29 protein-coding genes and 1 tRNA gene are annotated in these 24,302 nt (G+C 68.6%); 20 read left to right on the top strand and 10 right to left on the bottom strand.

What is annotated here, in order from left to right; all coding sequences use genetic code 11:
- Window positions 1-29 precede the first annotated feature (29 nt).
- Together trxA and ABEG18_RS24060 are read right to left on the bottom strand one after the other, a co-directional pair.
- Window positions 30-938: a thioredoxin gene (trxA, locus tag ABEG18_RS24065; protein WP_406855566.1), complete on the bottom strand. Its 909-nt coding sequence runs from the start codon at window positions 936-938 to the stop codon at window positions 30-32.
- Window positions 939-1,045: 107 nt separating this feature from the next.
- Window positions 1,046-1,561, bottom strand: coding sequence for a prolyl-tRNA synthetase associated domain-containing protein (locus tag ABEG18_RS24060; RefSeq protein WP_406855565.1), 516 nt, complete (start codon window positions 1,559-1,561; stop codon window positions 1,046-1,048).
- A gap of 189 nt (window positions 1,562-1,750) precedes the next feature.
- On the opposite strand from ABEG18_RS24060, the gene ABEG18_RS24055 reads away from it, so the two are divergent.
- Both ABEG18_RS24055 and ABEG18_RS24050 read left to right on the top strand, forming a co-directional pair.
- Window positions 1,751-1,825, top strand: a tRNA-Gly gene (locus ABEG18_RS24055).
- A gap of 198 nt (window positions 1,826-2,023) precedes the next feature.
- Window positions 2,024-3,232, top strand: a complete 1,209-nt coding sequence (locus tag ABEG18_RS24050; RefSeq protein WP_406855564.1) for an ABC transporter substrate-binding protein — start codon at window positions 2,024-2,026, stop codon at window positions 3,230-3,232.
- A gap of 21 nt (window positions 3,233-3,253) precedes the next feature.
- On the opposite strand, the gene ABEG18_RS24045 is transcribed toward ABEG18_RS24050, so the two are convergent.
- Both ABEG18_RS24045 and ABEG18_RS24040 read right to left on the bottom strand, forming a co-directional pair.
- Window positions 3,254-3,937 (bottom strand): cyclic nucleotide-binding domain-containing protein, encoded by a 684-nt coding sequence (locus ABEG18_RS24045; RefSeq protein ID WP_406855563.1) that lies wholly within the window; start codon window positions 3,935-3,937, stop codon window positions 3,254-3,256.
- Window positions 3,938-4,212: 275 nt separating this feature from the next.
- Window positions 4,213-4,425, bottom strand: a complete 213-nt coding sequence (locus tag ABEG18_RS24040) for a hypothetical protein (protein WP_406855562.1) — start codon at window positions 4,423-4,425, stop codon at window positions 4,213-4,215.
- Window positions 4,426-4,738: 313 nt separating this feature from the next.
- On the opposite strand from ABEG18_RS24040, the gene ABEG18_RS24035 reads away from it, so the two are divergent.
- Entirely contained in the window at window positions 4,739-5,992 is a 1,254-nt protein-coding gene (locus ABEG18_RS24035) for a class I SAM-dependent methyltransferase (protein WP_406855561.1), read from the top strand.
- A gap of 15 nt (window positions 5,993-6,007) precedes the next feature.
- Here the strand turns inward: ABEG18_RS24035 and ABEG18_RS24030 are convergent, their stop codons facing one another.
- Window positions 6,008-7,183: a trans-sulfuration enzyme family protein gene (locus ABEG18_RS24030; RefSeq protein ID WP_406855560.1), complete on the bottom strand. Its 1,176-nt coding sequence runs from the start codon at window positions 7,181-7,183 to the stop codon at window positions 6,008-6,010.
- A 178-nt stretch (window positions 7,184-7,361) separates the two neighbouring features.
- Between ABEG18_RS24030 and ABEG18_RS24025 the strand changes: the two genes are divergently transcribed.
- Window positions 7,362-7,868, top strand: coding sequence for a TspO/MBR family protein (locus tag ABEG18_RS24025; RefSeq protein ID WP_406855559.1), 507 nt, complete (start codon window positions 7,362-7,364; stop codon window positions 7,866-7,868).
- Here ABEG18_RS24025 and ABEG18_RS24020 read toward each other — a convergent pair.
- The 3 genes from ABEG18_RS24020 to ABEG18_RS24010 form a co-directional block, all read right to left on the bottom strand.
- Entirely contained in the window at window positions 7,858-8,232 is a 375-nt protein-coding gene (locus ABEG18_RS24020; RefSeq protein ID WP_406855558.1) for a response regulator, read from the bottom strand. The two genes, ABEG18_RS24025 and ABEG18_RS24020, sit on opposite strands and share 11 nt — an antisense overlap.
- 65 nt (window positions 8,233-8,297) lie before the next feature.
- The gene (hpt, locus tag ABEG18_RS24015) at window positions 8,298-8,837 is read right to left on the bottom strand and encodes a hypoxanthine phosphoribosyltransferase (protein WP_406855557.1); all 540 of its coding nucleotides are present in this window, start codon (window positions 8,835-8,837) and stop codon (window positions 8,298-8,300) included.
- A gap of 78 nt (window positions 8,838-8,915) precedes the next feature.
- Window positions 8,916-9,683, bottom strand: a complete 768-nt coding sequence (locus tag ABEG18_RS24010) for a zinc-ribbon domain-containing protein (protein WP_406855556.1) — start codon at window positions 9,681-9,683, stop codon at window positions 8,916-8,918.
- Window positions 9,684-9,856: 173 nt separating this feature from the next.
- Between ABEG18_RS24010 and ftsE the strand changes: the two genes are divergently transcribed.
- From ftsE to leuC, 12 genes are all read left to right on the top strand, one after another.
- Window positions 9,857-10,483, top strand: coding sequence for a cell division ATP-binding protein FtsE (gene ftsE / locus ABEG18_RS24005; RefSeq protein ID WP_406858698.1), 627 nt, complete (start codon window positions 9,857-9,859; stop codon window positions 10,481-10,483).
- A gap of 9 nt (window positions 10,484-10,492) precedes the next feature.
- Window positions 10,493-11,509 carry a cell division protein FtsX gene (locus tag ABEG18_RS24000; RefSeq protein WP_406855555.1) on the top strand — a complete coding sequence of 339 codons (1,017 nt, stop codon included), beginning with the start codon at window positions 10,493-10,495 and terminating at the stop codon, window positions 11,507-11,509.
- Window positions 11,510-11,650: 141 nt separating this feature from the next.
- Entirely contained in the window at window positions 11,651-12,298 is a 648-nt protein-coding gene (locus ABEG18_RS23995; RefSeq protein WP_406855554.1) for a YdcF family protein, read from the top strand.
- Window positions 12,299-12,371: 73 nt separating this feature from the next.
- Complete coding sequence (locus ABEG18_RS23990; RefSeq protein WP_406855553.1) at window positions 12,372-13,139, top strand: lysophospholipid acyltransferase family protein; 768 nt, start codon at window positions 12,372-12,374, stop codon at window positions 13,137-13,139.
- A 230-nt stretch (window positions 13,140-13,369) separates the two neighbouring features.
- Complete coding sequence (ffh, locus tag ABEG18_RS23985) at window positions 13,370-14,941, top strand: signal recognition particle protein (RefSeq protein ID WP_406855552.1); 1,572 nt, start codon at window positions 13,370-13,372, stop codon at window positions 14,939-14,941.
- Window positions 14,942-15,022: 81 nt separating this feature from the next.
- A complete protein-coding gene (gene rpsP / locus ABEG18_RS23980) occupies window positions 15,023-15,373 on the top strand; it encodes a 30S ribosomal protein S16 (protein WP_406855551.1) in 351 nt (116 codons plus the stop codon).
- A 59-nt stretch (window positions 15,374-15,432) separates the two neighbouring features.
- A complete protein-coding gene (gene rimM, locus ABEG18_RS23975; protein ID WP_406855550.1) occupies window positions 15,433-15,975 on the top strand; it encodes a ribosome maturation factor RimM in 543 nt (180 codons plus the stop codon).
- Window positions 15,972-16,679 carry a carbonic anhydrase gene (locus ABEG18_RS23970; RefSeq protein WP_406855549.1) on the top strand — a complete coding sequence of 236 codons (708 nt, stop codon included), beginning with the start codon at window positions 15,972-15,974 and terminating at the stop codon, window positions 16,677-16,679. The genes rimM and ABEG18_RS23970 overlap by 4 nt, the downstream gene beginning before the upstream one ends.
- Before the next feature lie 5 nt (window positions 16,680-16,684).
- Window positions 16,685-17,632, top strand: a complete 948-nt coding sequence (locus tag ABEG18_RS23965) for a serine/threonine dehydratase (RefSeq protein WP_406855548.1) — start codon at window positions 16,685-16,687, stop codon at window positions 17,630-17,632.
- Window positions 17,633-17,635: 3 nt separating this feature from the next.
- On the top strand, window positions 17,636-18,328 hold the full coding sequence (gene trmD / locus ABEG18_RS23960; RefSeq protein WP_406855547.1) for a tRNA (guanosine(37)-N1)-methyltransferase TrmD: 693 nt from the start codon (window positions 17,636-17,638) through the stop codon (window positions 18,326-18,328).
- A 108-nt stretch (window positions 18,329-18,436) separates the two neighbouring features.
- Window positions 18,437-18,835 carry a 50S ribosomal protein L19 gene (gene rplS, locus ABEG18_RS23955; RefSeq protein WP_406855546.1) on the top strand — a complete coding sequence of 133 codons (399 nt, stop codon included), beginning with the start codon at window positions 18,437-18,439 and terminating at the stop codon, window positions 18,833-18,835.
- Between the two features lie 191 nt (window positions 18,836-19,026).
- Complete coding sequence (gene leuC / locus ABEG18_RS23950; protein WP_406855545.1) at window positions 19,027-20,430, top strand: 3-isopropylmalate dehydratase large subunit; 1,404 nt, start codon at window positions 19,027-19,029, stop codon at window positions 20,428-20,430.
- Between the two features lie 90 nt (window positions 20,431-20,520).
- On the opposite strand, the gene ABEG18_RS23945 is transcribed toward leuC, so the two are convergent.
- Window positions 20,521-20,841, bottom strand: coding sequence for a hypothetical protein (locus ABEG18_RS23945; RefSeq protein WP_406855544.1), 321 nt, complete (start codon window positions 20,839-20,841; stop codon window positions 20,521-20,523).
- Window positions 20,842-21,013: 172 nt separating this feature from the next.
- On the opposite strand from ABEG18_RS23945, the gene ABEG18_RS23940 reads away from it, so the two are divergent.
- From ABEG18_RS23940 to leuD, 3 genes are all read left to right on the top strand, one after another.
- Window positions 21,014-21,259 carry a hypothetical protein gene (locus ABEG18_RS23940; RefSeq protein WP_406855543.1) on the top strand — a complete coding sequence of 82 codons (246 nt, stop codon included), beginning with the start codon at window positions 21,014-21,016 and terminating at the stop codon, window positions 21,257-21,259.
- Window positions 21,260-21,331: 72 nt separating this feature from the next.
- A complete protein-coding gene (locus ABEG18_RS23935; RefSeq protein WP_406855542.1) occupies window positions 21,332-21,784 on the top strand; it encodes a metallopeptidase family protein in 453 nt (150 codons plus the stop codon).
- Window positions 21,785-21,857: 73 nt separating this feature from the next.
- Window positions 21,858-22,463, top strand: coding sequence for a 3-isopropylmalate dehydratase small subunit (leuD, locus tag ABEG18_RS23930; RefSeq protein ID WP_406855541.1), 606 nt, complete (start codon window positions 21,858-21,860; stop codon window positions 22,461-22,463).
- Window positions 22,464-22,535: 72 nt separating this feature from the next.
- On the opposite strand, the gene leuB is transcribed toward leuD, so the two are convergent.
- Entirely contained in the window at window positions 22,536-23,648 is a 1,113-nt protein-coding gene (gene leuB / locus ABEG18_RS23925) for a 3-isopropylmalate dehydrogenase (RefSeq protein WP_406855540.1), read from the bottom strand.
- Window positions 23,649-23,803: 155 nt separating this feature from the next.
- Between leuB and ABEG18_RS23920 the strand changes: the two genes are divergently transcribed.
- The gene (locus ABEG18_RS23920) at window positions 23,804-24,301 is read left to right on the top strand and encodes a DsrE family protein (RefSeq protein WP_406855539.1); all 498 of its coding nucleotides are present in this window, start codon (window positions 23,804-23,806) and stop codon (window positions 24,299-24,301) included.
- The last annotated feature ends 1 nt before the right edge of the window (window position 24,302 follow it).

Below are 24,302 nucleotides of genomic sequence, written 5' to 3'. Positions count from 1 at the left end.
GCGGCGCCTCTGGTCGTCGACCTCCCGGTCTATCGGAACAGCAAGGCCGATAGCTTGCGCCGTCCCGCGACGGTGTGCGGGTCCATCGGGCCCCAGGCCTCAAAATACTGGATCAGCTGCTTGCGGGCCCCGTCGTCATTCCAGGCCCGGTCCTGCTTAATGATCGCGATGAGGTGATCGGTCGCGGCGGCGCGCTCGCCGGCCGCCCCCAGCCCGACCGCCAGGTCGAAGCGCGCCTGGTGATCGGCCGGATCCGCCTGGACGCGGCGCTCGAGCTCGGCCAAGTCGCCCACGGCGCCGGCCTTCTCGGCCAGGTCCAGAGCGGCACGCGCCCCGGCCAGTGCGGGATCGTTCTCCTTGCCGGCTGGCGCCATGGCGAGGATGTGCCGCGCGCCCTCGTAATCGGCCGCGTCGACATGCAGCTTGGCGAGGGCGGCGATCGCCGCGACATTGTCGGGCTCCTGGGCCATCACCTCGGAATAGATCTGAGCCGCGCCCTCGGCGTCGCCGCCGGCCAGAAGGGCGGCCGCTTCGTCCAGCAGTTCGGCTGTCGCGCCCGGGCCGAGCGGGCCGACGAGCCGCTCGATGAAGGCCGTGACCTGGCTCTCCGGCAGCGCGCCCATGAAGCCGTCGACCGGCTGCCCGTTCTGGAACGCGATGACCGCCGGGATGGACTGGATGCCGAGCTGCCCCGGGATCTGCGGATGCTCGTCGATGTTCATTTTGACCAGCTTGACCTTCCCGGCCGCGGCCTTGACGGCCTTCTCGATCACGGGCGTGAGCTGCTTGCAGGGCCCGCACCAGGGGGCCCAGAAATCGACGAGGACGGGCCGCTTCGTCGATTCGGCCAGCACGTCCTGGCGGAAGCTCGCCGTTGTCGTATCAGTGACCAGGGTGTCGGAGCCCTGCGGCGCAGGGGTCATCGCTTCGAAGGCCATCACTCGTCTCTCCCGCCGGGCGCTCCGGCTCCGCCGGCCGCCGGCCGGTCAACTCGCCCCTAAGATGGGCCGCCATGAGGCAAACGGCAACGCCAAGCGACAGGCGCTCAGTCGGCCTCGCCGCGGGGCGTTCCGATCTCGACGACGAGCGGCGCGTGGCCTGTCGCTTCGAGGAAGCGAGCGAGGCCCGCGCGGCTCACGCCCGTCGTCATGGTGTTCACCAGCGGATGAACGTTAATCCGCTCATGCTCCATGAGCCTTGCGTCGAGGACCACGGTGGCCCGCTTCCCGGAATCGTTCAGGACCGCGAAGGGGGTGACGGAGCCGGGCTCCACCCCCAGGACCTCCATCAGCAGCTCCGCCGATCCGAACGAAACGCGCCCGGCCCCGCCGACCCGCTCATGAAGCTTCTTCAGGTCGATGACGGTGTCCTCCAGGGCGGAAACCAGAAAGAGCCGGCCCTTCTTGTCCTTCACGAACAAGTTCTTGACGTGCGCACCCGGGAGTTCGCCGCGCAGGCGCTTGGATTCCTCGACCGTGAAGACGGCGGGATGCGTGACGGTCTCCGACGGGATGTCCAGCGAGTCCAGAAAAGCGAACAGGTCCTGAGGGGATGCGGGCATCCGGGTCTCTCATCGGCGATGCGGCGGGGCGCAGGTTCAAGGTGGTTCTTACGCAGGCGACGCGGCTCCCACAAGCGCCGCCCGGCGCGGCCGCCGCGGCGCATGATGCAGAAAGATGCGCGGACCCTGTTGCATCGCTCCCGGGTTTGCGGCATATACCGGCCCGCCGGCGGCGACGCCCCGGCGGATGCGGGTGTAGCTCAGGGGTAGAGCACAACCTTGCCAAGGTTGGGGTCGAGGGTTCGAATCCCTTCGCCCGCTCCAATTTCCCTCCATGCCCCGGAGGGTTCCGAAAGGCCGCCGCAAGGCGGCTTTTTCGCGTTCAAGGGCAATGCGATCGATCCGGCCGGCGTCGCGGGCGCGACAAGGGACGGCGGCTTGGCCGTGGACGGCGGCGCGGGCTTGTTCAATGTTGGCCCGGACGATCCCCGCGCGATTGCGCTGAATGACAGGACGATGCCGATGCGACGTCGAGCCATCCTGGCGCTCCTGCTCCTCGCCAGTCTGGCGTCGCCCGGCGCGGCGCTGGCCCAGGTGGACCGCGTCGTCAGGATCGGCGTGCTGAGCGACATGAGCGGGCCCTTCTCCGACCAGGTCGGGGCGGGCTCGGTGGCGGCGGCGCGTCTGGCCGTCGAGGATTTCGGCCGCGCTTATCCGGACGCCCGTGTCGAGGTCGTGTTCGCCGACCACCAGAACAAGCCCGACGTCGGGCTGGCGATCGCGCGGCGCTGGGTCGACGTCGACGACGTGTCGGCCATCGTTGACCTGCCGAATTCGGCCGTGGCGCTGGCCGTCTCGGGGCTCATGCGGGAGCGCAACCGCGTCGCGCTCGCCTCCAGCGCCATGACGTCCGACCTGACGGGCAGGAGCTGCGCCCCGACCACCGTCCAGTGGGTCTCGGACACGTGGGCGCAGGGGTCCGCCACGGCCAGGGCCCTGGCGGCGCGGGACCTGACGTCCTGGTACTTCCTGACGGTGGACTACGCCCTGGGGCACGCGCTGGAGCGGGACGCGCTGGCGGCGCTTCAGGCGACCGGCGGCGACAGCCGGGGCGCCAGCCGCCATCCGCTCGCGACGGCCGACTTCTCGGCGCTTCTGGTGGCCGCCCAGGGGTCGGGCGCCAAGGTATTGGCCCTCGCCAATACGGGCGCGGACATGATCAACGCCGTCAAACAGGCCAACGAGTTCGGTCTGACCCGGACCATGACGCTTGCGGCCCTCTTCGTGCAGATCTCCGACGTGCACGCGCTCGGGCTCGCCACCGCGCAGGGCATGCGTTTCGCGTCGCCCTTCTACTGGGATCACGACGACGCCTCGCGGGCCTTCGCGGCCCGTTTCGGGCGCGTGATGGGGGGGCGGATGCCGACCGAGGACCACGCCGGGGTCTATTCCGCGACGCTGGCCTATCTGCAGGCCGTGTGGACGGCGCGCACGCTGGATGGCGCGGCCGTGGTGGCGCAGATGAAGCGCTCGCCCTTCGTCGACCCGCTGTTCGGGCCTATGACGATCCGGCGGGACGGCAGGGCCGTGCACGAGCTGCGCCTCTATGAGGTCAAGTCGCCGGCCGAGAGCCGCGGTCCCTATGATTATTACAGGCTCCTCGCCACGGTCGCGGGCGGGGATGCGTTCCGTCCGGAAGGCGTGGGCGGCTGCCCGTCCGGAGGCGGCTGAACGCCTCAGCAGCGCGCAAGCTCAGAGCTGCGGATGGTCCTCGAGATGGCGCCAGGAGCGGTCGATCATCGGATTGGGTCCGGCGAATTCGGCGAGCTTGCCGAAATCGGAGACCGAGACCTCGCGCCGCCGCACCCCGACCCCGTAAGGCTCCAGGGCGACGAAGCTGCGCCATAGGTTCTCCGGCGTGGTGCCGAGATAAAGCGCGAGCGCCTGCTTGCTCATCGGCAGCCTGATCCAGCGGCCGGCCGAATCAGCCGGAACGGTGCGCAGGATCCAGTTGGCCAGCCGCTCCGCCATCGTCCTGAGCTTCTGGTTCTTCAGCTCCGCCAACGTCTCGTGCTCGCACTCTGCGAGATCATGCGCCACGTTGCGGGCGAATTGCGGGTCGGAGTTGAACATCGCCCGGACGTTCTGGGCCGGCATCAGAACGAAACGGCTGTTGACCAGCGTGCGCGCCGAATAGGTGTTTTCGGTCTGGGTGATCGCGGCCGAGACGATGAAGACGGAACCGGCGTTCAGGAAGCCGAGTCCCGATTCCCGTCCCCGATGGATGGAGAAGCGTTCGATCTGACCTTCCAGCAGCACATAGATGAAGGGCGAGATCTCCCCTTCGTCGAAAATGGCGACACTGGCTGGATAACGCTGGACGAAGGAGCCCTGCGTCAGCGAGAGGAGCGTCTCGTCCGAAAGCCCCTTAAACATCGGAGCGTTCTTAATGAGGTCGGAGATGATGTTAGACACGGCAGTCCAGATTGAATTTTGACAAACAGGAACAATACATTTTAGCAACACGAAAGGTAGGCGCGATTGGGGGAGGGGTCAACTAAAAATATGACGACGCTCCTCGCACATAAAGAGAAGCTTAAATTGGCGTTTTCTGGCGCTTGCGGCTAATTTCTGTGTCACGCCTCCTGGGGACGATGTAAAAAGATTAGGCAGGATCAGTAGACGAGGTCTGTTTCGGTCTTTGATCCGGCTCAATGCTTTGAGCTATGGTATTCCAAATCAAGCTTGAACTCCGCCTTTTCGGCGATGACCTGAAGAGCAACGCGCATCGCCGCCAAGCAGCTTTCGCAAGGTTGCTGGCATGGCGTGGTTTCGTGGCCGCTGGATAATTCGGCGATGCGGGTCTGCTCGTGACAGAAGGCCAGACTAGCGGCGAAAAGATCAGCAGGTTCGAGAATCTTCATGGACGAACTTCACGATCAAGGGCGGGGTGAGAGCAAAAAGGGCATCCGAACGCTCCGGGGAAGAGGAGCGATTCAACCCCTTCACTTAACAGAAGATGTAAAACGCCCAAATAGGTATAATTTCTAAAACCGTCAAAAAGCGGGTGCAACGGAATGCAACCGTACGTGACCCCTGCGCGGTATCGCGCAAAGCGTGCAATTCGGCCTGTTTGTACGTCAGAGTAGCGGAGATTTGGGAAAGGCGCGGCGCAGGCCGCTGTCCGACTCGGGTGCACAATAGCCTGCGCGCGCTGAGCTCTCACGAGGTTCTGCGATGCGTATCTTGCGTCTTCTCGGTCGAAAATTGATCGAAACCGGCACGCTCCGGGTCATCGACGCCCGCGGGCATGCGGTGACCTTCGGAACCGGTTCGGCGCCCTCCGTCACCTTACGGATCCACGACGCCGCGACGGGCTTGAAGCTGGTCCTCAACCCTCAGCTGGCTCTGGGCGAAGGCTACATGAACGGCCGGATCACGGTCGAAGGCGCGACGATCTACGACGTCCTCGACCTGGTCCTTTCGAATTCAAAATGGGGACTGCCGGGCGGAGTCCTGGCGAAGATCGCCAACGCGGTCAGAGTCCAGGGCCGACGCTTGTGGCAGTTCAACCCGGCCCCCCGCTCCCGCCTCAACGTCGCCCATCACTACGACCTGTCCGACCAGCTCTACGGGCTGTTCCTCGACGAGGACCGACAATACTCCTGCGCGTATTTCGCGTCCCCGGGCGACACGCTGGAAACCGCCCAGGCGCGCAAAAAGCGCCATGTCGCGGCGAAGCTTCTGCTCGAGCCCGGACACAGGATCCTGGACATCGGCTCGGGCTGGGGCGGGCTCGGGCTCTATTTGGCGTCGCTGGGCGACCACGACGTGACCGGCCTGACGCTGTCGGAGGAGCAGCACCGCGTCTCCACCGAGCGCGCCCGAGCCGCGGGCGTGGCCAACCGGGTACGCTTTGCGCTGCGCGACTACCGGGCCGAGACAGGGCGCTTCGACCGGATCGTCTCGGTCGGCATGTTCGAGCATGTCGGCGTCAACCACTACGACGCCTATTTCCAGAAGATCGCCGACCTGCTGACGGATGACGGCGTCGGGCTGGTGCACACCATCGGCCGGGCCGACGGCCCGGGCGCGACGAACGCGTTCATCCAGAAATACATTTTCCCGGGCGGCTATTCGCCGGCCTTGTCGGAGATCCTGCCGGCCGTGCAGCGCGCCGGCCTCTACGTGACGGACGTGGAGGTGCTGCGCCTGCACTACGCCGAGACGCTGCGGCACTGGCGGGCCCGCTTCAACGCTCACCGGGACGCCATCCGCCAGCTCTATGACGACCGCTTCTGTCGCATGTGGGAGTTCTACCTGGCCGGCAGCGAGGCGACGTTCCGGTATGGCGGCCACGTCGTTTTCCAGATCCAGGTCGCCAAGGCGATCGACGCGGTCCCGCTCACCCGGGACTACATCGAGGCGTTCGAATCCCGGAATCCGATTCCGCAAGCCGTCGCGCCCCCGACCCAGATCGCCGCCGAGTAGGACGCCGGCGGCGACTCATCCGTGGGCGCGACGCAGCGCCTGGTCGAGATCGGCGTAGAGGTCGTCCGGATCTTCGATCCCGGCGGACAGGCGCAGCAGATCCGGCGGGCAGGGCGTCCCGGCGCCCTCGATCGAGGCGCGATGCTCGATCAGGCTCTCGACGCCGCCGAGCGAGGTTGCCCGCTTCCACAAAGCGACGCTGGCGGCCGTCGCCACGGCGCTCGCCTCCCCGCCCCTGACGCGGATCGACAGCATGCCGCCAAAGCCCCCCTGCATCTGGCGCGCCGCGATGTCATGTCCCGGATGCGTCCGCAGGCCGGGATACAGCACGGCGGACACATGGGCGTGGTTGGAGAAGCGATGGGCCAGGTCCGCGGCCGTCGCGGCGGCGGCCCGCACGCGCAGGTCCAGGGTCCGCATGCCGCGGATCAGGAGAAACGCCTCGAACGGCCCCAGGATCGCGCCGAGGTTCTTGCGGTTGCCCACGATGCGCGTCCAGAGCGCATCCTTGCTGCGGGTGGCCAAGGCGCCGGCGACCACGTCGGAGTGCCCGTTCAGGGATTTGGTGGCGGCGTGCATCACGATGTCGGCCCCCAGCGCGAGAGGCCGGGTGAACACCGGCGTGGCCACCGTCGAATCGACGGCCACCTTCGCCCCGGCGCCATGCGCGATCGTCGCGATGGCGGCGATGTCGCTGATCGACCAGAGCGGATTGGAGGGCGTCTCCAGCCAGACGAGCTTCGTCTTGCCCGGCTTCACGGCGTTGCGGACCGCGTCGACGTCGCTGGTGTCGACGAAGTCGACGACGAGGCCCCAATGCCTGGCGTCGTTCAGGAGCCAGCTGCGCAGCGCCCAGTACATCACGGTCGGCGCCACGACATGGTCGCCAGGCGAAAGGGCCAGGAACACGCAGGTCGCGGCCGACATCCCGGACGAGAAGACGAGGGCCTCCTCGGCCTCCTCCCACATGGCGATCACGCCTTCGGCTTCCCGCACCGTGGCGTTGTCGGGACGTCCGTAGACGTAGCCGGACGTGTACTGGTTGTCCGGGTCGCGCAAATAAGTCGTGGCGATGTGGATGGGCGGCACCACCGCCTTGGTGATCGGATCGGTGTGGCCCATCGCCTGAGCGGTCAGGGTGCGCTTCGCCCAACGCGGGGGTGTCTGGCGGGGGGGCTTGCTGGTCGTCATCGGTCTTCCTTCGGCCCGTCCCGCGAGGGACTCCCAGGGCGGGAGCGGACCATGCGCGGAACGCGGGCGGGACTGAAACAGAGCGAGCCCGCGACCACAAGGCCCCTTGCGGCCGCGTCGGGCCGGATAGGCCCTTGCCAATCGGGCCCGGCGCACGACATCCGGGTCCGGAGGCCTCATGACATCGTCCGACATCCGCGGCCGCGCGCCGCTCAATCCCGTTCTCGCCGGCCTGCTGTCGCTCGCCCTCGTCGCGGCGGCCGGGACCGTCGGCAGCATGGCCACGCTGCCCAACATCCCGACCTGGTATGCGGGGCTGACCAAGCCGTCGTTCAATCCGCCGAACTGGATCTTCGGGCCGGTCTGGAGCGTGCTCTACCTGATGATGGCCTACGCGTTCTGGCGCATCCTGCAGACCGAACCGCAGACGCCCGGCCGCGGCCCCGCGATCGTGGTCTTCCTCGCGCAGCTCGCCCTCAACGCGTTCTGGTCGGTGGCCTTTTTCGGCATGCACAACCTGCTGCTCGGGCTCGTGGTGGTGATCGCGATGGAGATCGCGATCGTGGCGACCATCGCGCTGTTCCGGCGGCTCGACCCGCCCGCAGGCTGGATCCTGGTTCCCTATGCGTGCTGGGTGGCGTTCGCGTCCGTCCTGAACGCGGCCATCCTGCTGCTCAACTGGTGACGACCAGGAGCGTCTCGTGGACGGCGGCGCGCAGGTCTGACAGCGAGAAAGGCTTGGTCAGCACGTCCCGGATCAAGGCTTCGAGGTTGCGGGCCCTCTCGCGCTGGTCGGCGTAGCCGGTCATGAGCAGGATCGGCAGGTCGGGCCGTTCCTTGGCGGCCGCAAGGGCGAGTTCGATGCCGTCCATCATCGGCATGCGGATGTCGGTGAGGAGCAGGTCGTAGTCCGCCCCGGGAGCGGCCAGCATGTCGAGCGCCTCGGCGCCGTCGCAGGCGGCCTCGACCGTGTGGCCGTCCAGCTGCAGCCCACGCGAGATGAAGCCCCGCAGGGGTTCCTCGTCGTCAGCGATCAGTATGCGAGCCATGTCGGAGTCCCTTGGGCTTTCGTCTTTCTTCGGCGCTGGACGCGTGCGGGGGCGCGCCGGCTGGTTCAGGCGTCGTTTCTCTCCACGACGCCGATGAAAGGCAGTTCGCGATAGGAATGGGCGACATCCATGCCGTAGCCGACCACGAACAGGTCCGGGCAGGAGAAGCCGACAAAATCGGGCGCGATCGAAACGGCCCGCTTGCTGGGTTTCTCGAGCAGGCAGCAGGTCATCACCCGCGCCCCGCGGGCGGCCAGAAGATCCTTGGCGAAGGCCAGCGTCCGCCCCGACTCCAGAATGTCGTCGACGAGCAGGACGTCGCGGTCGCGAACGTCGCTCTCCACGTCCCGCAGGATGGAGACCTGGCCGGAGGACACCGTGCTGGCGCGGTAGCTGGAGAGGTGCATGAACTCCACCTGCGGCGTCATGCCGGCGCGATGCAGCGCCCGCATGAGGTCGGCCGCGAACATGAAGCTGCCCTTCAGGATGGCGATCACGAGCAGGTCCGCCGGCTCCCTGGCGGCGATGCCGCGGGCGATCTCCTCGTTGCGGGCGGCGATGGTCGCCTCATCGAACAGGACGCGGACGCGCCGGCTTTCAGTCATGGCGCGTCGTCCCGCGCTGCGCTTGGTTTGGCATGGTTCATCCCCCGCATGGTCGCCCCGGTCGAGTCGCGCACCCTATCACCGGGTGAGGGTCGCGTGGGAGTCGCGGTCGGCGAACCGGACCACGACGTCGCGTCCCTCGGCCGGCGGGGAGACCAGGCGGGTCCGGAAGGTGGTGCTCTCGCCCTTGCCCAGGGTGCTGCGCGAGACGTCCGAGGTCCAGGCGTAGATCTCGCGCCCCTCGGCGCCGCGCAGGCTCACCGTGACCTTGGGGACCTCGGTCTCGCCGGCGGAAACGCCCTTGATCTGGCCTTCCACGACAAGGATCGCTTGGTCGCGGTCAATCACCAGTTCCGACCTGAGATCTCCGAATTCGAGGCCGCGCAGGTTCACGGGCGCGCCGGCCGCGGCGTAGAGCTTGGCGGTCTGGGGCATGATCCTGACGATCGCGGCCCGCTGGGTCACGGCCAGCGTGGCGGCCACGAGCAGCGCGGCGGCTGCGGCGTGCACGGTCGAGAGACGAAGGCCACGGCCGGTCCGCTTCGGCGCGTCGGCCCTGCGTCGGCCGGGTGCGGGGCGGCGCTTCTCGGGCGCGGGAGCCGTGGAGGCCTCGAGCGCCTCATGGTCGGCGCGCGGGGCCTCGCGAGCCTCTTGCGAGACGAACGACGCGTCCAGCGACGTCGAGAGATCGGCTTGCGCCTGGACGCCTTCGCTCTCCGGGATGGCGTCGGCCGGGGTCGCGTGCCACAGCTGGCGGCACTTGGCGCAGCGAAGCTGCCGACCGTCTCCGAGCTGTTCGGAGGTCAGCGAATAGGTGCTTGCGCAAGACGGACAGACGATCAGCATGGCGAATCAGGCACACTCGGACAGGGGACCGCCCCCTGCCCGCCACTCATTGGTCGTCCGGCAGCCTTAATGAATGGTAAAGGGATCCTGCCGGGCCGATCCGATCGGGCTGTCATCCACAGGGGGCGAGAGAGCGCGTGGTCCGCTTCGAGAATGTCGGTTTGCGGTACGGGATGGGCCCCGAGGTGCTGCGGGACATCACCTTTTCGATCGAGCCGCAGTCGTTCCAGTTCCTCACCGGGCCGTCCGGGGCCGGAAAGACGACGCTGCTGAGGCTCATCCTGCTCGCCCTGAAGCCGACGCGCGGCCTGATCGACCTGTTCGGGCAGGACGTGACAACGCTTCAGAAGGACACGCTGACGACCCTGCGGCGGCGCATGGGCGTCGTGTTCCAGGATTTCAGGCTGCTGGAGCACCTCACGACCTATGAGAACGTCGCTTTGCCGCTGCGCGTGCAGGGGCGGGACGAGGCCAGCTACCGGGCCGAGGTGGTGGAGCTGTTGCGCTGGGTCGGGCTCGGGGAGCGGATGCACGTGCTTCCGCCGGTGCTGTCGGGCGGCGAGAAGCAGCGCGCCGCGATCGCGCGCGCCCTGATCGTTCGGCCGGATCTCCTGCTTGCCGACGAGCCCACCGGCAATGTCGATCCCTCGCTGGCGCGCCGGCTGCTTCGTCTGTTCGTCGAGCTGAACAAGAGCGGCACCGCGATCGTGATCGCCACCCACGACCTCGCCCTGATGGACCAGTTCGACCAGGCGAGGCGTCTCGTGCTGGGCGACGGCCGGCTGCACATCTATGAATAGCGTCAGCGCATGAGCCAGACCGGACATTCCGACGACGAGGTCGTGCGGCGGCCCTCCGCGACGGACGGCGTGGAGCACGAGGCGGCTGCGACCGCCGACGCGGACGCCGCCCAGCCCGAGCGGCCGCTGGGCCGCAACCAGCCGCTGGTGCCCGCCGCCTCGATCGCCGGCCGCGCGCTCGTCACCGTCATCGCCATCATGACGTTCCTGGCTGGCCTGACGGCCGGCGCGGCGCAGCTTCTGTCGGAGGCGTCCGCCGACTGGCGCAGCCAGGTGTCGCGCGAGGTCACCATCCAGGTGAGGCCGGGTCCAGGCCGGGCCATCGACGACGAGGTCGCCAGGGCCGCCGACCTCGCCAGGGCGACTCAAGGCGTCTCGGACGTCCGCATCTACACCAAGCAGGAATCCGAGCGGCTGCTCGAGCCCTGGCTGGGCTCGGGCCTCAACCTGGAGGAACTCCCCGTTCCCCGCCTCGTGGTGCTGAAGATCGCGCCCGCAGCGCGCGTCGATTTCGGCGCGCTCAGGCAGAGCCTGGCGAGCGGCGTCAAGGGGGCGAGCCTCGACGATCACCGGCTCTGGGTCGAGCGGCTGGCCACGATGGCCAACACCTTCGTGCTGCTCGGCGTCGGCATCCTGGCGCTCGTCCTGTCGGCGACCGGGATGGCGGTGGCGTTCGCCACGCGCGGCGCCATGGACGGCAATCGCGGGATCGTCGAGGTCCTGCATTTCGTCGGCGCAAGCGACGCCTATATCGCGTCGGAGTTCCAGCGCCACTTCCTGCGGCTGGGGCTACGCGGGGGCGCGCTGGGCGGCGCCGCGGCGCTCGTCTTTTTCGTCGCGGCGGGCTGGTTCGCGGCCGCCTGGGTCGCGACGCCCGAGGGAACGCAACTGGAAGCCTTGTTCGGCCGTTTCTCCATCGGCTGGCGCGGCGTTTTGGCCGTGGCGGCCATCGCGCTGCTGGTCGCGGCGGTGACCGCAGTCGTGTCGCGCCTGACGGTCAGGCGAACCCTGCGCGAGCTGTCCTGATTCCATGCGCGGCTTCGCCGCTATCTGCGTTAACGGTTTGTAACCATGATGACTCAATCCTTGATCCGAGCGGATTGAACGGGAGGAACGTCTCGGCCCTGGCGCGCCCACCGCATGCGCGCCACCGCCCGGATTGAAACCATGATGAGATTGGCGCGAAACCTCCTGATCACGTGCTGCATCCTGGCCGGGCTCGCGCTCTCGGCCGGGTTCTTCCTGTTCGTGCAGGGGCTCGACCGCAACGAGAAGGCGGCCGCCGCGCGGGTGGACGGGATCGTGGCGCTCACGGGCGGCGCCGAGCGCATCGCAGACGCGGTCGACCTGCTGGCCCGCGGCCGGGGCGAACGGCTCCTGATCACGGGCGTGAACGAGAAGACCACCAAGGAGGAGATCGCCCGGCAGCGGCCGGAGTTCCGGGCCTATTTCGCCTGCTGCGTGGATCTCGACTACCAGGCCCTGAACACCATCGGGAACGCCGAGCAGACCCGCAACTGGGCGCGGCGGCACAATTTCCGGCGCCTGCTGATCGTCACCTCCACCTACCACATGCCGCGCACGCTGGCGGAACTCGGCCACGCGATGCCGGAAGCGCAGTTCCTTCCCCATCCGGTGGTGACCGAGAAGCTCGACTTGGCGTCGTGGTGGCGCGAGCCCGGCATGGTCAAGCTGCTCGCCTTGGAATACGTCAAGTTCGTCGCCGCCGTGACGCGGATCCAGCTCGGCGTCCGCGACGAGGACATGGGCTCCGCGCGGGCGGACCGGCCGGCCGCCGTCTCGGCCTTGCGCTGAAGCGGTTCCACTCGGGGCCGAATGATTCTAAGCAGGGTCGCCGCGCGTCTCCGGCCGGCTCGACGGACCCAACATGACGCTGCGCTCCCTGCTCCTGAACATCGTCCTCTATGTCAGCCTCGTGATCCACATGGTGCTGGCGCTGCCCACGCTGGTGCTGCCGAGGCGGTTCCTGATGGCCTATGTGCGGGGATGGGGCCGCTATTTCGTATTCATCTGCCGGGTGATCGGCGGGATCGGGCTGGAGGTCCGCGGACGCGAGAACATTCCCAAGGGCCCGCTCCTGGTCGCCGCCAAGCACCAGTCGATCTGGGAGACCTTCGCGCTGATCGGCCTGTTCGACGATCCGTGCTTCATCCTCAAGCAAGAGCTCACCTGGATCCCGCTCTTCGGCTGGTTCGCCCTCAAGGCCCACATGCTGCCGGTGGACCGGCGGGGCGGCGCGAGCGTGCTCAAGCAGCTCAACGAGAAGGCCCGGGAGGAGGTCCGCGCCGACGACGGCCGTCAGATCCTGTTCTTCCCGGAAGGGACCCGGCGTCCGGCCGGCGCCCCGCCGCAGTACCGGCACGGGGTCGTGCACGTCTATGAGCGCCTCGGCGTGCCCTGCCTGCCGGTGGCGCTGAACTCCGGACTGTTCTGGCCCCGCCGCAGCCTGCAGCACCGGCGCGGCACCGTCATCGTCGAGATCCTGCCGCCGCTTCCGCCCGACATGCCCCGCGACGAGTTCGCGGCGACGCTGCAGGCCCGGATCGAGGAGGCTTCCGACAGGCTCCTGGCCGAGGGCTTGGCCGAGCTCGGCCCCAACGCGCCGGTGCTGCCGTCCCGCCCGGCCCGGACCTGAGCCGCGGGCGCCTCCGGCGGCGCCGACCTTGACTCCGGCGGCCCCATCTTCTATCCGCTGCGGCTTCATCGACGATGTCTCGTCCTTGAGCCACCGCCCGGGCCCGGAGCCCGGAGGTCAACGCCCGACAGCGCGATGCGCCCTCGGGCGCGTTCGGCTTTGGACTTGAGGTCGCCGCAATCCATGCGCTTGGTCGCCGTCCATCACGGCTCCAGCAAAGGCGGGTGACGATGTTCGAGGGCCTTTCCGACAAGCTCTCAGGCATTCTGGACAAGCTGACGCGCCGCGGCGCATTGACGGAGGACGACGTCAACGCCGCCCTGCGCGAGGTTCGCCGCGCCCTGATCGAGGCCGACGTGGCGCTCGAGGTCGTGCGCAGCTTCACCGAAAAGGTGCGGGCGCGCGCCGTCGGGGCCGAGGTGGTCAAGTCCGTCACCCCCGGCCAGATGGTCGTCAAGATCGTCCATGACACGCTGGTGGACACGCTCGGATCGCAGGCCGATCCGATCAACCTGGACGCCGTGCCGCCGGTGCCGATCCTGATGGTCGGCCTGCAGGGCTCGGGCAAGACGACCTCCACGGCCAAGATCGCCAAGCGCCTCTCCGAGCGCGAGCGCCGCAAGGTGCTGCTCGCCTCCCTCGACACGCGCCGGCCCGCCGCCATGGAGCAGCTCGCCGTGCTCGGCAAGCAGGTGGGCGTGGAGGTGCTGCCCATCGTGGCCGGGCAGACCGCGGTCCAGATCGCACGGCGCGCCATGGAGGCCGGCCGGCTGGGCGGCTTCGACGTCGTGATGCTCGACACCGCCGGCCGCACCACGGTCGACGAGGCCCTCATGGCCGAGGTCGCCGACGTGAAGGCGATCACGAACCCGCACGAGGTGCTGCTCGTCGCCGACGCGCTCACCGGCCAGGACGCCGTCAACACCGCGCGCGCCTTCGACGACCGGGTCGGCATCACCGGCATCGTGCTGACGCGCGTCGACGGCGACGGACGCGGCGGCGCGGCCCTGTCGATGCGCGCCGTCACCGGCAAGCCGATCAAGCTCGTCGGCGTCGGCGAGAAGATGGACGCGCTGGACGAGTTCCACCCGGCGCGCATCGCCAACCGCATCCTGGGCATGGGCGACATCGTCTCGCTCGTCGAGAAGGCGGCGCAGTCGATCGACCAGGAGAAGGCGCTTCGCATCGCCGACAAGATGCGCAAGGGCAAGTTCGACCTGGACGACATGCGCGAGCAGCTCGCCCAGGTGGAGAATCTGGGCGGCATGGGCGGCCTGCTGGGTATGATCCCCGGCATCGCCAAGATGAAGGACCAGATCGCCAGCGCCAATCTGGACGGCAAGGTGATCAAGCGCCAGGTGGCGATCATCAACTCGATGACGGCCGCCGAGCGCCGCAACCCGGACGTGCTCAAGGCGTCGCGCAAGAAGCGCATCGCGGCGGGTTCGGGCACGAAGGTCGAGGAGGTCAACCGCCTCCTGAAGACCCACCGCCAGATGGCCGACATGATGAAGATGATGGGCCAGGGCGGAAAGCGCGGACCCATGGCGGGCCTCGCCAACATGTTCGGCATGGGGGGCGGCATGCCGCAGGTCACCCCCGAGATGCTGGAGAAGCTGAAGGGCCAGCTGCCCCCGGGCGCGATGCCGCCCGGCATGGGCGGAGGGCTCCCGGCTACGCCTCCGGCGGGCCTGACCGGCGGCGCCAAGGGCCCGGGCCTGCCCGGCCTGGGCGGCCCGAAGATCCCCGGCCTGCCGGGGCTCGGCGGCGGGTTCAATCCCTTCGGGGGCAAGAAGAAGTGAGCGACGCGTCCTCCGGGGCGCCGTTCCCAAGACGTCATTCACCATCCACCACCAAAACGCACTGCTAGAAGGACCACCACCATGTCTCTCAAGATTCGTCTCGCCCGTGGCGGCGCCAAGAAGCGTCCCCACTACTCCATCGTCGTCGCCGACAGCCGCTATCCGCGCGACGGCCGCTTCATCGAGAAGCTCGGCACCTTCGATCCGATGCTGCCGAAGGACTCGGCCGAGCGCGTCAAGTTCGACGCCGAGCGGGCCAAGGACTGGCTGACCAAGGGCGCCCAGCCCACCGACCGCGTCGCCCGCTTCCTGGACGCCGCCGGCCTGATGAAGCGCGCCACCCGGAACAATCCCGAGAAGGCGCTGCCGAAGAAGAAGGCGCAGGAGCGCGCCGCCGCCGCGGCCGCCGCGGCCGGCGAAGCCGCCGAGTGACATCGACGCACCGGATCGCGGGCCCCTTCGGCCCGCGTTCCGCGACCTGAGAGGCGCGTGTGGCTGACGATCTCATCCTGATGGGCGTGCTCGGAGCGCCGCACGGCGTGCGCGGCGAGATGCGGCTGAAGTCCTTCACGGAGGATCCGCTCGCCATCGCCGACTATGCTCCCCTGACCGACGAGGCGGGAAAGCGGTCGTTCCGGATTCTCTCGGCCCGATCCGTCAAGGACGACATGCTGGTCGTGCGCCTCGACGGCGTCGCCGACCGGGACCAGGCGGCCGCCCTGACGAACACCCGCCTTTTCGCTCCGCGGGACCAGCTCCCGCCGGTCGAGGACGAGGACGAATTCTACCACGCCGACCTCATCGGCCTGGCGGTCGTGGCCGAGAACGGCGAGGAACTGGGGACGGTGCTGGCCGTTCTCGATTTCGGCGCCGGCGAGATCCTCGAGATCCAGCCTGCTTCCGGTGGCCGGCCATTCATGCTTCCCTTCACCCGTGAGGCGGCCCCGGTGGTCGACCTCGAGGCGGGCCGCATCGTCGCCCGTCCCCCGGTCGAGACGTCCGGCGAAGAAGAACCGCCCGAGGAGGCCGTATGACGGACGATGTCGAGCATGCGGGGTTTCCGCCCCAGCTCCTGGAAGGCTACAAGACCTTCTCGGAAAACCGCCTGCCGCGCGAACGCGAGCGCTTCGAGGAACTGGCCGCCTCGGGCCAGAAGCCGAAGGTCATGCTGATCGGCTGCTGCGACTCGCGCGTCTCGCCCGAGGTGATCTTCGACGCCCGGCCCGGCGAGATCTTCGTCGTCCGCAACGTGGCGAACCTGATCCCGCCCTATGAACCGGGCGACGAGCACCAGCACGGCACCTCGGCGGCCTTGGAGTTCGCCGTGATGGGCCTGCGGGTCGAGCACATCGTCGTCATGGGCCATGCGCTGTGCGGCGGCGTTCGCGCCTTCGCGGAAAACGAGAGCGACCCCTATACGCGCCCGCTGTCCCCAGGCGACTTCATCGGCCGCTGGATCAAGCTGATCGCGCCCGCGGCCGAGGCCATCGGGCCCGGCTCGCATGGCGACGAGAGCTATGTCGAGCGCCTCGGGATGGCGTCGGTCGAGAACAGCATCGCCAACCTGCTCACCTTTCCATGCGTCCGCACGTTGGTGGAGCGCAAGCGCCTCTTTCTGCACGGGGCCTATTTCGGCGTGACGACCGGCCGGCTGCGGATCCTGAACCCGGCCACGCGCCAGTTCGAGCCTTATGGGCCCGGCCCCGACGGGCGCTTCTCGCTGATGCATTGCGGCTGACCGCCATGACGCTCCCGGTCACCCCCGCCGCGATCCAGACCGCCTACGAGCGCATCCGTTCCCATGTCCGCCGCACGCCGCTGATGCGGGCGGACGCGATCGCGGGCGCCGATGTCACCTTCAAGCTGGAGCTGACGCAGCACGCAGGGTCGTTCAAGACCCGCGGCGCATTCAACAACCTGCTGTCCCGCACTGCGCCGGCGGCCGGCGTGGCGGCCGCGTCCGGCGGCAATCACGGCATTGCGACGGCGCTCGCGGCCCATCGCTTGGGCCTCAAGGCCACGATCTTCGTGCCCGAGATCTCCTCGCCTGTGAAGATCGCGGCGATCCGCGCGCAGGGCGCGGAAGTCGTGGTGGGCGGCGCGCGCTACGCCGACGCGCAGGAGGCCTGCGACCGCTTCGCGGCCGCAAGCGGGGCGTTGACGATCCATCCCTATGACGCGGTCGAAACGCTCGAAGGACAGGGCACGGTCGCGCTCGAATGGGAGCAGGATCAGGCGCAGCTGGGACTGGGCGCGCTCGACACCGTGCTGGTGGCCGTCGGCGGGGGAGGGCTCGCGGCCGGCATGGCGGCGTACTGGCGCGGGCGCGTGAAGGTGGTCGCGGTGGAGCCCGAGGGCTCGCGCTGCCTGCACGCCGCGTTCGAGGCGGGCGAACCCGTGGACGTGCCAGTGTACTCCGTGGCCGCGGATTCGCTCGGCGCGCGGCGCGTCGGCGCGCTGCCGTTCGCGATCGCCCGCGAGGCGATCGACCACGTGGCGCTCGTGGGCGACGCGGCCATCCGGGACGCGCAGAAGCGCCTGTGGGCGGACTACAGGCTCGCCTCCGAGCCTGGCGGCGCGGCCGCGCTGGCGGCGCTCCTGAGCGGCGCCTATGCGCCGCGCCCGGGCGAGCGCGTCGGCGTGCTCCTGTGCGGCGGCAATGTCGATCCGGCCAGCCTGGCGGCGCTCTGATCCATGTGGACCGCCAGCGTCCTGACGCTGTTTCCGGACATGTTCCCAGGCCCACTGGGACAGTCGCTCGCGGGCGACGCGCTCGGGCGGGGCCTCTGGGCGCTCGAGCCCTACGACATCCGGCGCCACGGTCTGGGCCGCCACCGCGCCGTCGACGACACGCCGGCCGGCGGCGGGGCCGGGATGGTGATCCGGGCCGATGTCCTGGCGGCCGCCATCGACGAGGTCTCCCCCGAAGGGGACCCGCGGCCGCGGCTGCTGATGAGCCCTCGCGGGCGTCCGTTGACGCAGGATCGCGTGCGCGAGCTCGCGTCCGGCCCTGGCGCGGTGTTGATCTGCGGGCGCTTCGAGGGCGTGGACGAGCGGGTGATCGCCGGCCGCGTGCTCCAGGAGGTCTCGATCGGCGACTACGTCCTGTCGGGAGGCGAACTCGCTGCGCTGGTGCTGATGGACGCGTGCGTCCGCCTGCTGCCCGGCGTGATGGGCAAGGACGCCTCCGGGACCGAGGAGAGTTTCGAGGGCGGCCTCCTGGAATATCCGCATTACACGCGTCCGCGCGAGTGGGAGGGGCGGCCCATCCCGGAGATCCTGCTCTCCGGCGACCACGGCCGCATCGCGCGCTGGCGGCGCGAGGAGGCGGAGCGGATCACGCGCGAGCGCCGTCCGGACCTGCTGGCGCCGAAAACCGGCGCCTGAGCATCGACAAGCCGCGCGTCCTCGTGTATGGACCCGCGTCCAACTGAAAACAGCGGCGCCGAACGCCTGGCCTGGGCAAACCTGGGACCGAACCGGCAGGAGATCGACATGGATATCATTCAGCAGATCGAGAAAGAGCAGGCGGACCGCCTCGCTTCCGTCCGCGGCGTGCCGGACTTCCGTCCCGGCGACACCGTCCAGGTGAACGTTAAGGTCGTCGAAGGCGAGCGCACCCGCGTGCAGGCCTATGAGGGCGTCTGCATCGCCCGCAACGGCGGCGGCATCCAGGAGAGCTTCACGGTCCGCAAGATCAGCTACGGCGAAGGCGTGGAGCGCGTGTTCCCGGTCTACTCGCCGCTGATCGAATCCATCAAGGTCGTGCGCACCGGCAAGGTGCGCCGCGCCAAGCTCTATTACCTGCGCGACCGCCGCGGCAAGTCGGCTCGCATCGCCGAGCGCAAGGACGCTCCCAAGGGCGACAAGGCGAAGGCCGCCGCCCCGAAGTAAGGCCGCGATCGGCCGGGCGCTGCGCGCCCCGGCCGCCGTCCGGCGGAGCGCCCTCGGGCCGCGTTTTCGTATGGCGAACGGGCCGTCCGGCGGCCCGTCGCCCCAAAAAGGCTTCCGCCTCGCGCCGAGCGCTATTAGATGTGGGCGGATTTCGCGTTCCCGGAACGCTCTCCACCAGCAGAGACAGAGCCATGGCCCCGCGCACCCTCTACGACAAAATCTGGGACGACCACGTCGCCGATACGCAGCCGGATGGGACGTGCCTGCTCTATATCGACCGCCACCTCGTGCATGAGGTGACGAGCCCGCAGGCCTTCGAGGGGCTGCGCATGACGGGCCGGAAGGTCCGCGCGCCGCAGAAGACGCTGGCCGTGGTCGACCATAACGTGCCGACGTCCGACCGCCGGCTCGGCATCGAGGATCCCGAGGCGCGCACGCAAGTCGAGGCGCTGGCCGAGAACGCGCGCGAGTTCGGCATCGAGTATTTCAACGAGCTCGATCCCCGCCAGGGCATCGTGCACATCATCGGCCCCGAGCAGGGCTTCACGCTGCCCGGCACCACGATCGTGTGCGGCGACAGCCACACGTCGACGCATGGCGCCTTTGGCGCGCTGGCCCACGGCATCGGCACCAGCGAGGTCGAGCACGTTCTCGCCACGCAGACGCTGATCCAGAAGAAGGCCAAGAACATGCGGGTGACGGTGGACGGCCAGCTGCCGCCCGGCGTCACCGCCAAGGACATCATCCTGGCCATCATCGGCGAGATCGGCACGGCCGGCGGCACCGGCAGCGTCATCGAATACGCCGGCGAGGCGATCCGGTCGCTGTCGATGGAAGGCCGGATGACGATCTGCAACATGTCGATCGAGGGCGGCGCGCGCGCCGGCCTGGTGGCGCCGGACGAGAAGACCTTCGCCTATCTGAAGGGCCGTCCGAAGGCTCCGAGCGGCATGGCGTGGGACATGGCGGTCGAGTATTGGCGCACGCTGGTGTCCGACGAGGGCGCGCTTTTCGACCGCGAGATCCGGCTCGACGCCGCCAGCCTGCCGCCCATCGTGACCTGGGGCACCAGCCCGGAAGACGTGGTCGCGGTGACCGGCTCCGTGCCCCGGCCCGATGACGCCCCCTCCGAGCAGAAGAAGGCCGCGATCGCGCGTGCGCTCGACTATATGGGCCTGAAGGGCGGCGAGCGGATCCAGGACATCAAGCTGGACCGGGTCTTCATCGGCTCGTGCACCAACGGCCGCATCGAGGACCTGCGCGCCGTGGCCAAGGTGGTCGAAGGCAAGACGGTCAGCCCCCATGTGAGCGCCATGATCGTCCCGGGATCCGGCCTGGTGAAGATGCAGGCCGAGGATGAGGGCCTGGACAAGATCTTCAAGGCCGCGGGATTCGATTGGCGCGAGCCGGGCTGCTCCATGTGCCTGGCGATGAACGCCGACAAGCTGGCTCCTGGCGAGCGCTGCGCATCGACGTCCAACCGCAACTTCGAAGGCCGGCAGGGCTTCAAGGGCCGCACCCACCTGGTGTCGCCCATCATGGCGGCCGCCGCCGCGGTCGCCGGACATTTCGTCGACATCCGCGAGTGGCGCTGACGTCGACGCCGTCTTGGTCTCCGCCGACGAAAAAGCCCGGGCTCGCGCCCGGGCTTCGCATGTCAGGACCGACCCGCGGATCGGGACAGGTCACCAGCAGCGGCGCGTGACGCGGAAGCCGCCGAAATAGGGGTCCCAGCGGCGCACGACGCGGCAGCGCGGCCCGCCCCAGCGCGGCGGCCCGTAATAGGGGCGCGCATAGCCGTACCCGCCGCCCCAATAGTGCCGGCGCGGGCCGCCATAGCCGTAGCCCGGGCCCCACTGGACGGTCGTGGCCAGCCCTCCCTCCGCTTGGGCGGCGGGAGCCGCGGCGACCGGCGGGAGCGGCGCTGCCTGCGCGCCGGTGAGCCCACCGACCAGCAGCGCGCCGGCGGCGAAGGCTTGAAGGGTGAGAATGCGGGGGGAAATCATGGTACAGATCCTCATGTTGACGTCAGCCGGCCCCTATTCGGCTGTCTGAGAGAGTGAAACAACGCCGCTGAATGGACCCGGAACGGCATGTTCAGCGGCGGTTCAACAACATGAACGGTCTTTCACGCCGGATGGTTGGCCGGGTGAGGCGAAAAGCCCTGGAGCGTCGGTCTTGAACACAGGCAGGCCCAGCGACGAGGAGCGTCAGCGCGAATCCCGGGAGGCGCTCGCCAGGACGTCGGCTGAAAGCGGCGTGCTCGGGAGTTCGGCGCTGGCGCAAGCCGCCCGACACTTCACGGCGGCCGACGCGCCGCAGGACGACCGGATCGAGGTCTGGGGCCGGCGCATCGCCCGGGCGCTGGCGCTGCTGTTCGTCGGCTACCTCGTGCTCGAACTGCTGGCCTTTCTGAACCGCTGAGCCGACCTCGACCGCCCGGTTGAAGTCCACGACCGGGCTCCCATCTGTCCGGAGCCGCCCGGGACACGACCGATGACCGCCTCACGCCCTGACCGCCCCAAGACCGCGTCGCCGTCCGACGCTGGGCTCGTGCACCTGCGGGCTCCCAGCCTCGACGATTTCGAGCGACTGGCGGCCGACGCGTTCGCACGACTGCCGGCCGAGTTCCGCGCCCTGTGCGAAGGCGTCGTGATCCGGGTCGAGGATTTCCCCGACGACGAGACTCTCGACGCGATGAATTGCGAATCGGAGTTCGACTTGCTCGGCCTGTTTCGCGGCACGGGCCTCGCCCAGGCCGGCGCGACGCTCCAGACCGGCCAGTTTCCCAACATGGTCTGGCTGTATCGCCGCCCCATCCTCGACTACTGGGCCGACCATGACGAGAGCCTCGGCGATCTCGTCACCCATGTGCTGGTGCACGAGATCGGACACCACTTCGGCCTGAGCGACGCCGACATGTACGGGATTGAGGCGGCGGCGGAGTAGGCCCTACCCACCGGTCGCGCGGCCTGCTAAAGCGTGGCTCACACGCGCCATCCGCAAAGCTCGGATCCGAACCATGCAGCCCTTCACCACCCTCACCGGCGTCGCCGCTCCGCTCGAGATCATGAACGTTGACACCGACATGATCATCCCCAAGCAGTATCTGAAGACCATCAAGCGCACCGGACTCGGGGCTGGTCTGTTCGCCGAGATGCGTTTTCGGGAGGATGGGACGGAGAACCCGGACTTCGTCTTGAACCAGCCCGCCTATCGCCACGCGCAGATCCTGGTGGCCGGCGACAATTTCGGCTGCGGCTCGTCGCGCGAGCACGCGCCCTGGGCGCTGCTGGACTTTGGCATCCGCTGCGTCATCTCCACGTCCTTCGCGGATATTTTCTACAATAATTGCTTCAAGAACGGGATCCTGCCCATCACGGTGTCGCAGGAGGACCTCGACAAGCTGCTCGATGACGCCAAGCGCGGCGCTAATGCGACGCTCAGCATCGACCTCGCCGCCCAGGAGATCCGCGGTCCGGATGGTGGGGTGGTGCGGTTCGACCTCGACCCCTTCCGCAAGCACTGCCTGCTGAACGGCCTCGACGATATCGGCCTCACGATGGAGAAGGCCGGCGCGATCGAGACCTATGAGCAGAAGAAGGCCGCGAGCCAGCCCTGGCTCTGAGCCTCCGAACTCGTCACGACAAAAAACCCCGCGGTCGCCCGCGGGGTTTTTTCATGCGCCGGGGGCAGGCCGTCAGCCGGCCAGGCGCTGCATCTCCTTGAGGATGGCGTCGCCCATCTCGGAGGTGGAGACGGCGTTCTGGCCGGAGGCGGCGATGTCCTTGGTGCGCAGACCGCTGTCGAGCACGTTCGCGATGGCCTTCTCGACCATGTCGGCGGCCTCCAGCAGGCCAAAGGAGTAGCGCAGCGCCATGGCCAGCGAGCCCATCATGGCGATGGGGTTGGCCATGCCCTTGCCGGCGATGTCCGGCGCGGAGCCATGCACGGGCTCATAGAGCGCCTTGCGCTTGCCGGTGACGGGGTCCTCCGCGCCGAGCGATGCGGAGGGCAGCATGCCGAGCGAGCCGGTCAGCATGGCGGCGACGTCGGACAGGATGTCGCCGAAGAGGTTGTCGGTCACGATGACGTCGAACTGCTTGGGCTGGCGGACGAGCTGCATGGCCAGCGAGTCGGCCAGCTGGTGCTCGAGCGCGACGTCCTGGTACTCGGCCTTGTGCAGGGCCGTGACCACCTGGTTCCAGAGCACGCCGGACTTCATCACGTTGCGCTTCTCGGACGACGTCACCTTGTTGCGGCGCTTGCGGGCGAGCTCGAAGGCGACGCGGGCGATGCGGTCGATCTCGTGGGTCGTGTAGACCTGCGTGTCGACGGCGCGCTTCTCGCCGTTCTCCAGCGTGACGATTTCCTTCGGCGCGCCGAAATACACGCCGCCCGTGAGTTCGCGGACGATGACGATGTCGAGCCCCTCGACGAGCTCTCGCTTCAGCGAGGAGGCGTCGGCCAGGGCCGGGAAGCAGATCGCCGGACGCAGATTGGCGAATAGCGCGAGATCCTTGCGCAGGCGCAGGAGGCCGGCCTCCGGGCGCGCCTCATAGGGTACGGCGTCCCATTTGGGACCGCCCACCGCGCCGAAAAGCACGGCGTCCGCCGCCGTGGCGCGCGCCATGGCGTCGTCGGTGATCGCGACCTTGTGGGCGTCGTAGGCGGCGCCTCCGACGAGGTCCGTCTCGGTCTCGAAGCGGGCCACGCCCTGGGAGCCCAGCCACGTCACCAGCTTCCGGACTTCGCCCATGACCTCGGGCCCAATGCCGTCGCCCGGCAGAAGAAGGATGTTGTGGCTGCTCATCTTTCGCCCCTTGTGCTGGTTCTGGCAGGCTCTTTAGGAGCCACGCCGGCGCGTGGCAAGGGCGATCTCCCGGCGAAAGCCGCGCCTTCGATTCAGCTGCACTTAACATCAGGCAAGTAGAGTGGATGCAAGAATCCTCCTGGCAGGCGCTGACGATGACATTTTCCGGCAAGACTCTCGGCGTGGCGGCGGGCTTAATGGCGCTCGGGCTCGGCGGCTCAGTGCTAGCGTTGTCAATGGGCGGTGCAGTCGCGGACGTCCCGCCTGCGATCCACGCGCCCTATGCGCCCCAGAAGGTGGTCTACCACGTGGTCCAGGGCGGCGGCTGGTTCGGGCGGGAGCATGCGGCCCGGCTGCAGTCGATGCGCAATCACGTCAACGCCGTCGGAGCCGACCGCCTGAGCATGGTGGTCGTCCTGCAGGGCGAGGGAGCCAGCATGCTCAGCCTGGCCCAGGGCGACGCGAAGATCGCCCGCATGGTGGACGAGCTGCGGAGCAACGGCGTGCGTTTCGTCATCTGCCGCAACACCCTCATCGGCCGCAAGCAGCCGCTGGACGACCTCTACGGAGCGACGCAGGCCGATCTGGTGCCCGCCGGCGTAGCCGAGGTCGTGGCCTTGCAGCAGGCCGGCTACTCGCTGCTGCGTCTCTGAG

It is taken from the genome of Alsobacter sp. KACC 23698, from assembly GCF_045348435.1.
Taxonomy (GTDB): Bacteria; Pseudomonadota; Alphaproteobacteria; order Rhizobiales; family Beijerinckiaceae; genus Alsobacter.
This window is presented reverse-complemented; position numbering and strand designations above follow the sequence as displayed.